The 11,924-nt window shown below is 69.1% G+C and carries 9 protein-coding genes; 3 read left to right on the forward strand and 6 right to left on the reverse strand.

Going from position 1 to position 11,924, the window contains the following annotated elements:
* Positions 1 to 12: 12 nt before the first annotated feature.
* A complete protein-coding gene (locus tag ABFO07_RS09185; RefSeq protein WP_059567381.1) occupies positions 13 to 1,317 on the reverse strand; it encodes an FAD-dependent oxidoreductase in 1,305 nt (434 codons plus the stop codon).
* 229 nt (positions 1,318 to 1,546) lie between these two features.
* On the opposite strand from ABFO07_RS09185, the gene purL reads away from it, so the two are divergent.
* Together purL and ABFO07_RS09195 are read left to right on the forward strand one after the other, a co-directional pair.
* Positions 1,547 to 5,611, forward strand: coding sequence for a phosphoribosylformylglycinamidine synthase (purL, locus tag ABFO07_RS09190; protein WP_347466966.1), 4,065 nt, complete (start codon positions 1,547 to 1,549; stop codon positions 5,609 to 5,611).
* A 4-nt stretch (positions 5,612 to 5,615) separates the two neighbouring features.
* Positions 5,616 to 6,146 (forward strand): GNAT family N-acetyltransferase, encoded by a 531-nt coding sequence (locus tag ABFO07_RS09195; protein ID WP_059959106.1) that lies wholly within the window; start codon positions 5,616 to 5,618, stop codon positions 6,144 to 6,146.
* Positions 6,147 to 6,220: 74 nt separating this feature from the next.
* Here the strand turns inward: ABFO07_RS09195 and ABFO07_RS09200 are convergent, their stop codons facing one another.
* The 5 genes from ABFO07_RS09200 to ABFO07_RS09220 all read right to left on the reverse strand — a co-directional run bounded on the left by ABFO07_RS09200 (position 6,221) and on the right by ABFO07_RS09220 (position 10,024).
* Positions 6,221 to 7,000, reverse strand: a complete 780-nt coding sequence (locus ABFO07_RS09200) for a peptidylprolyl isomerase (RefSeq protein ID WP_059567375.1) — start codon at positions 6,998 to 7,000, stop codon at positions 6,221 to 6,223.
* 9 nt (positions 7,001 to 7,009) lie between these two features.
* Complete coding sequence (locus tag ABFO07_RS09205) at positions 7,010 to 7,330, reverse strand: BolA family protein (RefSeq protein WP_059809482.1); 321 nt, start codon at positions 7,328 to 7,330, stop codon at positions 7,010 to 7,012.
* Between the two features lies 1 nt (position 7,331).
* Positions 7,332 to 7,862 (reverse strand): septation protein A, encoded by a 531-nt coding sequence (locus ABFO07_RS09210; RefSeq protein ID WP_059567373.1) that lies wholly within the window; start codon positions 7,860 to 7,862, stop codon positions 7,332 to 7,334.
* A 114-nt stretch (positions 7,863 to 7,976) separates the two neighbouring features.
* A complete protein-coding gene (msrB, locus tag ABFO07_RS09215; protein WP_059567371.1) occupies positions 7,977 to 8,408 on the reverse strand; it encodes a peptide-methionine (R)-S-oxide reductase MsrB in 432 nt (143 codons plus the stop codon).
* A 38-nt stretch (positions 8,409 to 8,446) separates the two neighbouring features.
* Positions 8,447 to 10,024: a protein adenylyltransferase SelO gene (locus tag ABFO07_RS09220; protein WP_059809476.1), complete on the reverse strand. Its 1,578-nt coding sequence runs from the start codon at positions 10,022 to 10,024 to the stop codon at positions 8,447 to 8,449.
* 155 nt (positions 10,025 to 10,179) lie between these two features.
* Here ABFO07_RS09220 and ABFO07_RS09225 point away from each other — a divergent pair, with 155 nt between their 5' ends.
* Entirely contained in the window at positions 10,180 to 11,823 is a 1,644-nt protein-coding gene (locus tag ABFO07_RS09225) for a 3-(methylthio)propionyl-CoA ligase (protein WP_347466970.1), read from the forward strand.
* Positions 11,824 to 11,924: the final 101 nt, after the last annotated feature.

Genomic DNA, 11,924 nt, shown 5'->3' on the forward strand with positions numbered 1-11,924 from the left:
CCGTGCGGCCGGTCAGTGCGTGAAGCGCTCGGCGCGCAGCGCGGCGAGCGTGTCGGCGGGCCAGTGCTGCGTCGAGCCGCCGAGGTAATCCGCCACCACTTTAGCAGACCCGCACGCGAGCCCCCAACCAGCGGGCCCATGCCCGAAGTTGGCGAACACGCGTGGATGCGGGGTCGGACCGACGACCGGCAGGCCGTCCGGCGACAGCAACTGCGTGCCTTGCCACGACAGCGCGGCGGAGATCTTCGCCGCGCCCGGCACCCAGTCGTGGGCGGCCTGGCCGAGCAGCGCGAGCGCGGCCTCGGCGAGCGGTTCGGCGAGCGGCCGCGCGGCGTCCTGCGCGCTTTGCAGCACCGCGCCGCCGCCGACGCGCAGCCGCTGCTGCGTTCGCGTCATCGCGATCCGCTTGACCGAATCGACGACGGTCAGGTGCGGCGCGTGTTCGACGTAGGCAACCGGCGCGGTCAGCGTGTGCACGCGCAGCGGATGCAGCGGCACGCGCATGCCGAGCCGTTCGAGCAGCGCGAGGCTGCCCGCGCCCGCGGCCACCACGATCGCATCGGCGGAAATCACGTCGACCTCGCGCGCCTTCGCCGCGCGCCGGTCGCCGCGCGGCGGGGCGAGCTCGACCGCGGCGCGGCCGGTGTCCGTGCGGATCGCGGCGACTTCCGCGCCGAAGCGGAACTGCACGCCATGCTCGTCGAGCAGCTGCTTGACGAGCTTCGCGAACAGCGGGCAGTTCGCGGTGCGCTCGGTCTCGAGCAGCACGCCGCCGGCGAACGCCGGTTCGGCGGGCACCGACGGCTCGAGCGCCGCGCATTCGGCGGCCGTCAGCATGCGGTGCGGCAGGTCGAGCGTGCGCAGCAGCTCGAGCGCGGGCTGCGCGGCGTCCCAGTCGGAGGCGTCGCGCACGACGTGCAGCACGCCGGTCTTCTGTTCGAATTCGAGGTCGAAGCGGGCTTCGATGTCGGCGAACGTATCGCGCGACGCGTCGATCAGCGGGCGCAGCCGGTCGTACTGGGCGGCGAACGCGTCGGGTTCGCGCAGCGCGCCGAGCTGCTTCACGAAGCGCCGCACGGCGCCGTTCAGCCCGGGCTTGTAGACGATGCCGCTGTCGCGCGCGTGGCGCTGGCGCATGAAGGTCGGCCCGAACCAGACGTCGAGCGGGCTCGGCAGCAGCGTGCCGCCATCGCCGTAGGTCGCACCCTGCGCGACGGTCGCGTGGCGCTCGACCACGCAGACGCGATGGCCGGCCGCGCGCAGCTGGTAGGCGGTGGCGACGCCGCTGATTCCGCCGCCGATGACGATGACATCCATGGATTGCTTCGATGACGGGCAGCAACACGGCCGCCCGGTGGGTGATTCGCGTGACGGGCCGTGCGGCCCGGTGAACCGGCAATGATAGCGCCAAACCGGCGGCCGGCGGCGTTCGCGCCGCGACGGCGCGCACGGGCGGGCCTTGGGCGGCCGACTTCCGGGTATAATTACGGCCTTCCTTTCGCCCCACGTCGCCACCTTGCGCGACTCATCGACGTCAGTCCAGCCCATGGCTCACTTCTCGTGTTTTCCCGGCGCTTCGGCCCTTTCCGATTTCCGTCAGACCCGTCTGCTCGACACGCTCAGGCAGATCGACGCCAACATCGTCGCGGTCCGCGGCCAGTTCCTGCATTTCGTCAACGCCAGTGAGCCGCTGTCGGCCGACGACAGCGCGCGCATCGACGCGCTGATGCACTACGGCGCGCCGTTCGAGCCGGCGGCCGAGAAGGGGGCCGGCGAGTCGTTCGTCGTGCTGCCGCGCCTCGGCACGGTGTCGCCGTGGGCGAGCAAGGCTACCGACATCGCGCAGCACTGCGGCCTCACGCACGTGCGCCGCATCGAGCGCGGCGTCGAGTACACGGTCACGCTGAAGTCGGGCCTGCTCGGCGGGAAGAAGGCGCTGTCCGACGAAGCGCGCGCGGCCGTCGCCGCGGCGCTGCACGACCGGATGACCGAAAGCGTGGTCGCGTCGCGCGACGACGCGAAGCACCTGTTCGACGAACTGCCGGCCAAGCCGCTCGCGACCGTCGACGTGCTCGGGCAGGGCCGCGGCGCGCTCGAGCGCGCGAACGTCGAGCTGGGCCTCGCGCTCGCCGACGACGAGATCGACTACCTGGTCGACGCGTTCCGCAAGCTCGAGCGCAACCCGACCGACGTCGAGCTGATGATGTTCGCGCAGGCGAACAGCGAGCACTGCCGCCACAAGATCTTCAACGCGCAGTGGACGATCGACGGCGAGGCGCAGGACATGTCGCTGTTCGCGATGATCCGCAACACCGAGAAGCTGAGCCCGCAGGGCACGATCGTCGCGTATTCGGACAACTCGTCGATCATGCTGGGCGCGGAAGCGGAACGCTGGTTCCCGCGCAACACGGGCGCGGCCGGCGAGCCGGGCGAGCGCTACGGCCGTCACACCGAGCTCACGCACACGCTGATGAAGGTCGAGACGCACAACCACCCGACGGCGATCTCGCCGTTTCCGGGCGCGGCGACCGGCGCAGGCGGCGAGATCCGCGACGAAGGCGCGACGGGCCGCGGCGCGCGTCCGAAGGCCGGCCTGACAGGCTTCACCGTGTCGAACCTCGACCTGCCCGATGCCCGCCAGCCGTGGGAAAACGCGCGCGACGCGGCCCAGCCGGTGGCCGAGCGCAACCCGAACGAGCCGCACGGCCCGTACGGCCGCCCGGACCGCATCGCGTCGCCGCTGCAGATCATGGTCGACGGCCCGCTCGGCGGCGCCGCGTTCAACAACGAATTCGGCCGCCCGAACCTCGGCGGCTACTTCCGCGTGTACGAGCAGAACGTCGGCGGCCAGGTGCGCGGCTATCACAAGCCGATCATGATCGCGGGCGGCCTCGGCAACATCGCCGACCAGCACACGCACAAGCACGACGTGCCGGCCGGCTCGTTGCTGATCCAGATCGGCGGCCCCGGCATGCGGATCGGCATGGGCGGCGGCGCGGCGAGCTCGATGGCGACCGGCGCGAACACCGCCGAGCTCGATTTCGACTCGGTGCAGCGCGGCAACCCGGAAATCGAGCGCCGTGCGCAGGAAGTGATCAACGGCTGCTGGCAGCTCGGCGCCGAGAACCCGATCCTGAGCATCCATGACGTCGGCGCGGGCGGCCTGTCGAATGCGTTCCCCGAGATCGTCGACGGCGCGGGCAAGGGCGCGCGTTTCGAGCTGCGCAAGGTCGCGCTCGAGGAGTCGGGCCTGTCGCCGCGCGAAATCTGGTCGAACGAGGCGCAGGAGCGCTACGTGCTGGCGATCGCGCCGGGCGACCTGCCGCGCTTCGAGGCGATCTGCGCGCGCGAGCGCTGCCCGTTCGCGGTGGTCGGCGTCGCGACCGACGAGCGCCAGCTGCAACTGGTCGACGACCAGGCGAGCGGCAGCGACGAATACCCGGTCGACATGCCGATGGAAGTGCTGCTCGGCAAGCCGCCGCGCATGCACCGCGACGTCACGCGCGTGAGCACCGAGCGCGCGCCGGTCGACGTGACGGGCATCGCGCTGTCGCAGGCGGCCGTCGACGTGCTGAAGCACCCGACCGTCGCGAGCAAGTCGTTCCTGATCACGATCGGCGACCGCTCGGTCGGCGGCACGTCGGTGCGTGACCAGATGGTCGGCCCGTGGCAGGTGCCGGTGGCCGACTGCGCGGTCACCGCGCTCGACTACGCGGGCTTCAAGGGCGAAGCGATGACGATGGCCGAGCGCACGCCGCTCGCCGTGATCGACGCGCCGGCATCGGGCCGCATGGCGGTGGGCGAGGCGATCACCAACATCGCGAGCGCGCCGATCGCGTCGCTCGACAAGCTGAAGCTGTCCGCGAACTGGATGGCCGCGTGCGGCACCGCCGGCGAAGATGCCGCGCTGTTCGACACGGTGAAGGCGATCGGCATGGAGCTGTGCCCGGCACTCGGCATCGGCATCCCGGTCGGCAAGGATTCGCTGTCGATGAAGACGAAGTGGGACGACGCGGGCGTCGCGAAGGAAGTCGTCGCGCCGGTGTCGCTGATCATCTCGGCGTTCGCGCCGGTCGAGGACGTGCGCCGCCACCTGACGCCGCAGCTGCAGCGCGTCGCCGACGCCGGCGACAGCGTGCTGATCGCGATCGACCTCGGCCGCGGCAAGAACCGCATGGGCGGCAGCATCTTCGCGCAGGTCACGCAGCAGGTCGGCAACACGGTGCCGGACGTCGACGATCCGGAAGACCTGAAGCGCTTCTTCGCGGCGATCCAGTCGCTGAACGCGCGGGGCTTGCTGCTCGCGTACCACGACCGCTCGGACGGCGGCCTGTGGGCGACGGTCTGCGAAATGGCGTTCGCGGGCCACGCGGGCGTGTCGCTGAACGTCGACATGCTGACGCTCGACGAAAACCACGAATCCGACTACGGCGATGCGAAGGACTGGGCGAAGCAGACGAGCGGCCGCCGCGAAGACCGCACGCTGCGCGCGCTGTTCTCGGAAGAGCTCGGCGCCGTCGTGCAGGTGCGCGCGACGGATCGCGACGCGGTGCTCGGCGCGCTGCGCGAATTCGGCCTGTCGACCTGCTCGCACGTGATCGGCACGGTCAACGAGCGCGACGTGATCGAAGTGTTCCGCGACGCGAAGAAGATCTTCGACGCGCCGCGCGTCGATCTGCATCGCGCGTGGGCCGAGGTGAGCTGGCGCATTGCGCGCCTGCGCGACAACCCGGCCTGCGCGGATGCCGAATACGACACGCTGCTCGACGCGGCCGACCCGGGCATCGCGCCGGTGCTGACGTTCGAGCCGGCCGACGACATCGCCGCGCCGTACATCGCGACCGGCGCGCGTCCGCGCGTCGCGGTCCTGCGCGAGCAGGGCGTGAACTCGCACCTTGAAACCGCCTATGCATTCGACCGCGCCGGCTTCGACGCGCACGACGTGCACATGAGCGACCTGCTCGCGGGCCGCGTGACGCTCGCCGATTTCGCGGGCGCGGTGGCGTGCGGCGGCTTCTCGTACGGCGACGTGCTGGGCGCGGGCGAGGGCTGGGCGAAGACGATCCGCTTCAACGCGAACCTGTCCGACATGTTCTCGGCGTTCTTCGCGCGTCCGGACACGTTCGCGCTCGGCATCTGCAACGGCTGCCAGATGCTGTCGAGCCTCGCGTCGATGATCCCGGGTGCGCAAGCGTGGCCGAAGTTCACGCGCAACAAGTCGGAGCAGTTCGAGGCGCGCTTCTCGTTCGTCGAGGTGCAGGCGTCGCCGTCGATCTTCTTCGCGGGGATGGAGGGTTCGCGGATTCCGGTCGCGGTCGCGCACGGCGAAGGCTATGCGGACTTCTCGCAGCAGGGCGACATCGGCAGCGTCGCGGTCGCGATGCGCTACGTCGACCATCGCGGCGAAGCGACCGAGCGCTATCCGTTCAACCCGAACGGCTCGCCCGCCGGCATCACGTCGGTGACGACCGCCGACGGCCGCTTCACGGTGCTGATGCCGCACATGGAGCGCGTGCATCGCACGGTCACGATGAGCTGGCACCCGGAAGGCTGGGACGAAGCCAGCCCGTGGATGCGCGTGTTCCGCAACGCGCGCCGCTGGCTCGGCTGACGCGATGTTCGATCCGCACGCCCCGGTCGACATCGTCACGCTGCGCGACGAGCGCGCGCGCGATGCCGCGGCGATTGCCCGCGTGATCGCCGCCGCGTTCGCCGATGCGCCGCAGGGCGGGCGGCTCGAACAGGGGATCGTCGAGGCGCTGCGCGCGGACGGTTGCCTGAGCGTATCGCTCGTCGCGGAGCGCGACGAGCGCATCATCGGGCACGTTGCGTTTTCCCCGGTGACGATCGGCGACGGCAGCCCCGGCTGGTATGGGCTCGCCCCGCTCGCGGTGCTGCCGGACTGCCGGCGGCGCAGCGTCGGCGCGGGGCTCGTGCGCACGGGCCTCGACGCGCTGCGGCGGCTCGGCGCGCACGGCTGCGTGGTGCTCGGCGATCCCGCGTATTACGCACGCTTCGGCTTCGGGCCGGCGGGCGAGATCGTCTTCCCGCAGGCGCCGCCCGAGTACCTGACGGCGCTGTCGTTCGACGACGCCGCGCCGCGCGCGGCGGGCGAAGTGCGGTATCACGCGTCGTTCTACGCGTAGCGGAGCCGCTGCCCGCCAGAACGAAAAAAGCCGCTCCGAGGAGCGGCTTTTTCGCATGCGGACAGCGCGTGGCGTTACTGCACCTTCGCCTGCTGGCGCAGGCTTTCCTCGAACGCCTGCAGCTTCTGCTGGACCAGCTGCTGCGCAATCTGCGCCTTGACCTGGTCGAACGGCGGCGGCGCGATGCTGCGGATGTCGTCGACGCGGATGATGTGCCAGCCGAACTGGGTCTTCACCGGCTCGTCGGTCATCTGGCCTTTCTGCAGCTTCGTCGCGGCGGCCGCGAATTCCGGCACGTACGCCTTCGGGTCCGACCAGTCGAGGTCGCCGCCGTTCTTGCCCGAGCCCGGATCCTTCGAGTACTGCTTCGCGAGATCCTCGAACTTCGCGCCGGCCTTGATCTTCGCGATCAGGTCCTTCGCCTGCTGCTCGTTGTCGACGAGGATGTGGTGCAGGTGGAATTCGCGGTTCGCGACACCCTTCACGAGCTCGTCGTAGCGCGCCTTCACCTCGGTGTCGGACGGCTGGTTCTTCTTCAGGAAGTCCTCGATCATCGCGCGCAGCACGACGGTCTGCTGTGCGACGGCGACCTGCGCCTTCACGTCGGCACGATTCGGGATGCCGCGGCGGATCGCTTCCTGCATCAGGATCTCGCGGTTCACGAGTTCCTGGCGTACGGCCTGCTGCAGTTGCGGGCTGTCGGCCTGGCCTTGCTGGACGAGCTGCGCGACCATCGCGTCGGCGCGCGACTTCGGAATCGGCGTGCCGTTCACGACAGCAATGTTCTGGGCGAATGCCGGCGCCGCTGCGAGAGCGACTGCCGCGGCCCACAGGCGGGGGGATTTCAGGGTCATCGGGAATTCCTAATGAGACGACTGGATTGAAGAAGCGTTGAATTCTTCGGGCGTGTACGCCACGATCGCGAGCGCGTGGATGCCGCGCTGCATCGCATCAGCGAGCGCATCATACACCAGCCGGTGCCGCGCGACGCGCGGCTTGCCGGCGAATGCGGCGGACACGATCGTGACCGCGAAGTGGCCGCCGGCGGCAGCGCCCGCGTGGCCCGCGTGCTGCGCGCTGTCGTCGCGCACCGTGAGCGATGCGGGCGCCAGCGCGGCGGTGAGGCGCGCCTCGATCAGCGCGATGCGCGCGTCGGGCGATGCGTTCAGGAAGGCATCGCTCATGTCATTCGTCCTTCATGTATTTCGTGAGCCAGAGGCTTTGCAGGATGATGAATACGACCATCGCGCCCGTCGTGCCGAACAGCTTGAAGTTCACCCACTGCGACTCGGTGAAGTTGCGCACGACGTACAGGTTCGCGACGCCGAGCACCGCGAAGAACATCGACCATGCGACGTTCAGCTTGTCCCAGACGGGATGCGGCAGCGTGAGCTGCTTGCCCATCATCTTCTCGATCAGGTTTTTGCCGAACGCATAGCGCGCGGCGAGCAGGCCAATTGCAAACAGCCAGTACAGCACAGTCGGTTTCCATTGAATGAATTTCTCGTCATGCAGCACGAGGGTGGCGCCGCCGAACACGACGATCACGCCGAGGCTGACCCACAGCATCGTGTCGACCTTCCGGTGGCGAAATGCGACCCAGGCGACCTGGGCGAGCGTCGCGACGATCGCGACTGCCGTGGCGGTGAAGATGCCCCACACCTTGAAGGCGGCGAAAAACAGGATGATCGGAAACAGATCGAACAGGAATTTCATGGTGATCGCAGCTGCGTGAAAGGCCGCTGGCGCGGCCTTTCACCGTTGTAGGGACCCGCCGGGCGCGGCCGGTGCGAACCGTCCGGATGACCGGCAGGCTCGCCCGCACGCCGCTTATTCGTCTTCGGGCCGGGAGTCGAAGTTTAACGCAGCCGAATTGATGCAGTACCGCAAACCGGTCTGGTCGCGCGGGCCGTCCTCGAACACGTGGCCGAGATGCGCGCCGCAGTGGTTGCAGCGGACCTCGACACGCACCATTCCGTGCGTGTAGTCCATCACTTCCTCGATCACCTCGCCGTTGATCGGCTTGAAGTAGCTGGGCCAGCCGCAGCCCGAATGGAATTTCGCGCCGGATTCGAACAGCGGCGTGCTGCATACGACGCACTTGTAGATGCCCGAATCCTCGGTGTCGGTGTATTCGCCGGTGAACGCGCGCTCGGTTGCCGCATGCTGGGTGACTTCGTACTGCATCGGCGTGAGCCGGCGGCGCAGCTCCGCGTCGTCCTTCTGGAACGGATAGGACTTGTCGTCTGAATCCTGGGGCATGTTTCGTTTCTCCTGATGGAATGGTCGGTGCGTGCGCGTCACGACGAGCAGCTCACTTCGAGCGAGCCGGCCCAGTCGGGCGGAAGCGCCGCATACGACGCGTATTCGGGTTGTTCGTCGAACGGCCGGCGCAGCACCTGCGCGAGGCGCTCGACTTCGGAAAAGTCCTTTTCCTTCGCGCGCCGGATCGCGACTTCGGCGAGGTGGTTGCGCAGCACGTACTTCGGGTTCACGCGGTTCATCGCGGCGGCGCGCGCCGCGTCGTCGCGTGTTTCCTCGGACAGGCGCGCGCGGTAGAGGTTCGCCCATGCGTCGAACGCGTCGCGGTCGATGAACAGGTCGCGCACCGGCGCGTCACGGCTCGCGTCGTGCTTCGACAGCTGCGACAGGTGGCGGAACGTCAGCGTGAAGTCCGCATGGCTCGCGTGCATGACTTCGAGCAGCTGGTTCGCGAGCGCCGCGTCGCCGTCGCGTTCGAGTTCGAGGCCGAGCTTCGCGCGCATGAGGCCTTCGAGCGCGGGGCCGAAGCGCTCGGGAAACTTCGCGAGCACGGCCTGCGCATCTTCCACCGCGCGTTCGGCGCGCGCATCGTCGTCGGCGATCCCGTGCTGCAGGCCGATCAGCGGCAGCAGCGCCTGCGCGAGGCAGTAGCAGTTCCAGTGCGCGATGCGCGGCTGCATCCGGTACGCGTAGCGGCCGTGCGTGTCGGAGTGGTTGCAGATGTGGTTCGCGTCGAATGCGTCGACGAAGCCGAACGGGCCGTAGTCGATCGTCACGCCGAGGATCGACATGTTGTCGGTGTTCATCACGCCGTGGCAGAAGCCGACCGCCTGCCATTGCGCGACGAGGTCGGCGGTGCGCAGCGTCGCGGCCTCGAGCAGCGCGAGGTAGGGATCGTCGGCGTCGCGGCAGGCCGGGTAGAAGCGGTCGATCGCGTGGTCGGCGAGTTCGCGCAGCAGGTCGGGGCGGTCGTTCGAGAAGAAATGCTCGAAGTGGCCGAAGCGCACGAAGCTCTCCGACACGCGCGTGACGACGGCCGACGTCTCGATTTCCTCGCGGACCACCGGCTGGTCGGAGCCGATCACGGTCAGCGCGCGCGTGGTCGGGATGCCGAGATGATGCATCGCCTCCGAGCACAGGAATTCGCGGATCGACGAGCGCAACACCGCGCGCCCGTCGCCCATCCGCGAGTAAGGCGTGCGGCCGCTGCCCTTCAACTGCAGCTCGTAGCGGCGGCCGTCGGCGCCCGCGAGCTCGCCGATGGTCAGCGCGCGGCCGTCGCCGAGCTGGCCGGCCCACACGCCGAACTGGTGGCCGGAATAGACCGACGCGTACGACATTGCTTCCGCGGGCCAGTCGCGGGTGGGGTTGCCGGCGAACAGCGCGGCGAATTCGGGGTGGGCCGCGAGCGACGCCGGCAGCCCGAGCAGTTGTGCGACTTCGTCGGAGAAGCCGACCACGTACGGCGCCGGCAGCGGCGCGGCCGGCAGGCGCGTATGAAACGCCGCGCCGAGCCGCACGAATGCGCCGTCGGCGGGGGCGCCGAGCGTGGCGGCGAGATCGGGGAGGTCGGGCAGGGTGTCAGCCGCGTCGGCTGCGCTTCGGGAAAACGACATGTTGAGCGCCTCTGGGTAAGCCGATATTGTAAGGCGGCGCTGCGCCGCCCGCATGGCCGCGCGCGCACCGTGCCCGAGGGCATGTTCGCGCGGCCGACGGGCGTGCGCCGGCCCGGGGCCGTGTACCGATTCGCGACCTTCCGGAGAACAACACGATGGGAAAGCCGTTGCTGGGCCAGATGATGGACATGCCGCTCCTGGTGTCCTCGTTGATCGCGCATGCCGCGCGTCACGCGGGCGATGTCGAGATCGTATCGAAGCGGATCGAGGGTGACCTGCATCGCTACACGTACCGCGATTGCGAACGGCGCGCGAAGCAGCTCGCGCAGGCGCTCGCGCGGCTCGGCGTCGACACCGGGGACCGCGTCGGCACGCTCGCATGGAACGGCTACCGGCATCTCGAGGCGTACTACGGCATCAGCGGGATGGGCGCCGTCTGCCACACGATCAATCCGCGCCTCTTTCCCGAGCAGATCGCATACATCATCCAGCACGCGGAAGACCGCTACGTCCTGTTCGACATCAATTTCGCGCCGCTGGTCGACGCGCTCGCGCCGCAATGCCCGCAGGTGAAGGGCTGGATCGCGATGACCGACGCCGCGCACCTGCCGTCCGGCGCGACGCCGTACCTGTGCTACGAGACGCTCGTCGACGCCGAGGACGGCCGCTACGACTGGCCGCGTCTCGACGAGCAGCAGGCATCGGGGCTCTGCTACACGTCGGGCACGACCGGCAATCCGAAGGGCGTGCTGTATTCGCATCGCTCGACCGTGCTGCACGCGTACGGCGAGGCGCTGCCCGATTCGATGAACCTGTCCGCGATGGATGCGGTGCTGCCCGTCGTGCCGATGTTCCATGTGAACGCGTGGGGGCTGCCGTACGCGGTGCCGCTCACGGGCGGCAAGCTCGTGCTGCCCGGCAAGGATCTCGACGGCAAGTCGCTGTACGAGCTGATGGAGACGGAGCGCGTGACGTTCTCGGCCGGCGTGCCGACCGTGTGGCTCGGCCTGCTGAACTACATGCGCGAGGCGGGCGTGCGGTTCTCGACGCTCGAGCGCACCGTGATCGGCGGCTCCGCATGCCCGCCGGCGATGCTGCGCACGTTCGAGGACGACTACGACGTACGCGTGATCCACGCATGGGGGATGACCGAGATGTCGCCGCTCGGCACGCTGGCGAAGCTGAACTGGGCGCAGTCGCAGCGCCCGCGCGATGCGCAGCGCAAGCTGCTCGAGAAGCAGGGGCGCGTGCTGTTCGGCGTCGACATGCGGATCGTCGGCGACGATGGCCGCGAGCTGCCGCGCGACGGGGTCGCGTTCGGCGAGCTGCAGGTGCGCGGGCCGTGGGTGGTCGACCACTACTTCCGCAGCGATGCATCGCCGCTCGCCGACGGCTGGTTCCCGACCGGCGACGTCGCGAGCATCGACCCGGACGGTTTCCTGCAGATCACGGATCGCAGCAAGGACGTGATCAAGTCCGGCGGCGAGTGGATCAGCTCGATCGACATCGAGAACGTCGCGGTTGCGCACCCGGCCGTCGCCGAAGCGGCGTGCATCGCGTGCGCGCATCCGAAATGGACCGAGCGGCCGCTGCTCGTCGTGGTCAAGCGGGCGGGCGCCGACGTGAGTCGCGACGCGTTGCTCGCGTTCTACGACGGCAAGGTCGCGAAATGGTGGATCCCGGACGACGTCGTGTTCGTCGAATCGCTGCCGCACACCGCGACGGGCAAGCTGCAGAAGCTGAAGCTGCGCGAGATGTTCCGCGATTACGTGCTGCCGACGGCGGCCAGCCAGCAGTAAGCGTCTGCTCTGCGCCGATCCGTCCCCCGGATCGGCGCAAGAATAAATTGAACGACCGTTCTTTTTCGTTGTATGCTGCCTCCGTTCGTCTTGGACAAGCG

Source organism: Burkholderia stagnalis, from assembly GCF_039848545.1.
Classification (GTDB): domain Bacteria; phylum Pseudomonadota; class Gammaproteobacteria; order Burkholderiales; family Burkholderiaceae; genus Burkholderia; species Burkholderia stagnalis.

Excerpts from the sequence above, each read along its gene's own strand:
- ABFO07_RS09210 (WP_059567373.1), bottom strand. The coding sequence starts at position 7,862 with ATGAAATTCCTGTTCGATCTGTTTCCGATCATCCTGTTTTTCGCCGCC.
- ABFO07_RS09225 (WP_347466970.1), top strand. The coding sequence starts at position 10,180 with ATGGGAAAGCCGTTGCTGGGCCAGATGATGGACATGCCGCTCCTGGTG.
- ABFO07_RS09195 (WP_059959106.1), top strand. The coding sequence starts at position 5,616 with ATGTTCGATCCGCACGCCCCGGTCGACATCGTCACGCTGCGCGACGAG.
- purL (WP_347466966.1), top strand. The coding sequence starts at position 1,547 with ATGGCTCACTTCTCGTGTTTTCCCGGCGCTTCGGCCCTTTCCGATTTC.
- msrB (WP_059567371.1), bottom strand. The coding sequence starts at position 8,408 with ATGCCCCAGGATTCAGACGACAAGTCCTATCCGTTCCAGAAGGACGAC.
- ABFO07_RS09200 (WP_059567375.1), bottom strand. The coding sequence starts at position 7,000 with ATGACCCTGAAATCCCCCCGCCTGTGGGCCGCGGCAGTCGCTCTCGCA.
- ABFO07_RS09220 (WP_059809476.1), bottom strand. The coding sequence starts at position 10,024 with ATGTCGTTTTCCCGAAGCGCAGCCGACGCGGCTGACACCCTGCCCGAC.
- ABFO07_RS09185 (WP_059567381.1), bottom strand. The coding sequence starts at position 1,317 with ATGGATGTCATCGTCATCGGCGGCGGAATCAGCGGCGTCGCCACCGCC.
- ABFO07_RS09205 (WP_059809482.1), bottom strand. The coding sequence starts at position 7,330 with ATGAGCGATGCCTTCCTGAACGCATCGCCCGACGCGCGCATCGCGCTG.